This window comes from Roseateles sp. AC306 (assembly GCF_979253795.1).
Map to the genome: position 1 here is coordinate 1 of NZ_CEEDEB010000080.1, position 274 is coordinate 274.

At 47.8% G+C, this 274-nt stretch carries 1 protein-coding gene; it reads right to left on the bottom strand.

The annotated features are described in order from the left end of the window. A partial coding sequence (locus AC0IZJ_RS28475; RefSeq protein ID WP_471855623.1) for a beta-galactosidase subunit beta occupies positions 1–274 on the bottom strand: 274 nt, incomplete at both ends.

Sequence of the window (274 nt, forward strand, 5' to 3'; positions counted from 1 at the left end):
TCATGGATATCGCAAATAACGATTTGCCCTTCGTGGACCTCAACGGTTTCTCCGCAGCCTTTTAAATATTCACGGTCAGTTTCATCACGATAATATTCCACTACCTGTAATGTCTCTTTCGGCGCATATTCAATTTTTTGCTGCCCTTGCAGGTAGTAATGCACTTCAAAATAGCGTCGATGCCCGGTAAATAGCGCATCGGTCGCGGAGTCTGTCTCCACGCGGTAAGTCAATGAGTCACCGATGGAGTGGGCGACGCCAGGCTGAATGTTGT